This window comes from Hydrotalea sp. AMD, assembly GCF_004100315.1.
Lineage (GTDB): Bacteria > Bacteroidota > Bacteroidia > Chitinophagales > Chitinophagaceae > Hydrotalea > Hydrotalea flava.
In genome coordinates this window covers 1-799 of record NZ_SCKY01000102.1, presented here as the reverse complement: position 1 = coordinate 799, position 799 = coordinate 1, and the positions used below count along the sequence as shown (strand labels likewise).

At 35.5% G+C, this 799-nt stretch carries 2 protein-coding genes; both read right to left on the bottom strand.

Going from position 1 to position 799, the window contains the following annotated elements; genetic code table 11:
- Positions 1 to 309: 309 nt before the first annotated feature.
- The gene (locus EO766_RS18290; protein ID WP_179853208.1) at positions 310 to 522 is read right to left on the bottom strand and encodes a hypothetical protein; all 213 of its coding nucleotides are present in this window, start codon (positions 520 to 522) and stop codon (positions 310 to 312) included.
- Positions 523 to 569: 47 nt separating this feature from the next.
- Positions 570 to 716, bottom strand: coding sequence for a hypothetical protein (locus EO766_RS18285; protein ID WP_287101821.1), 147 nt, complete (start codon positions 714 to 716; stop codon positions 570 to 572).
- Positions 717 to 799: the final 83 nt, after the last annotated feature.

Sequence of the window (799 nt, the reverse complement as noted above, 5' to 3'; positions counted from 1 at the left end):
CGTTGCCTGTCATGCCCAACAACCCGTTTAAAGTTCACGGCTGATATTTACAACTTTTTATTTTTTCATTTTTAAAATTTCATAATAATATGGTTCATTCGCCTAACAGCAGTTGGACAAAATGCCCCAAGTGCGACAAAACACAATTTGAACTTGTTGAAGATGTCCCTACTGGGACAACATGGGTGCATCTTTATTTAAGATGTTCAAGTTGTAAAACTTTTTTACAAATGGTTCCGTATGATAACACAAATGTTTTACTTGAAACAATGCAAAAAGACATCAACAAAATCAAAAGTGTTTTAAAAATTATTGATTAAGGATTTTAGGATTAACTTCTTTTGGAAAGTTTTGAATCCAATCATAATAATTCTTTGCGGTATCAAGAATTTTATCAGGACAATGCTTACATGCTTCTGCAGCAATTCTAAGACACATTATTTTTACATCTACAAACTTTTCAACTGACATGATTTTTCTGCGACTGCCCAAACTTGTTATTAAAATATTCAGTTTTGACACAACACTTTTTGGGCAGTCGGCTTTGGACTGTAAGCGAAGCATAAAACCTATAAATAAAAGAACTTGTTTTGACAATGGCACGAACAGGCAACAAATGTATTGCCAATAGCAGGGGGCGACAGTCCGCAATTCAACTGCGGAACTTTATTCAGCCACATATCCGGCTGACGTATTTCAATTAAGATGTTTATCATTTTCTGTACTTTTATTTTTTTAATCAACTTCGGCAGCCAGCTTGACGGGTGCTATTGCCCCGCCTTCGGCAATACCTACCGTT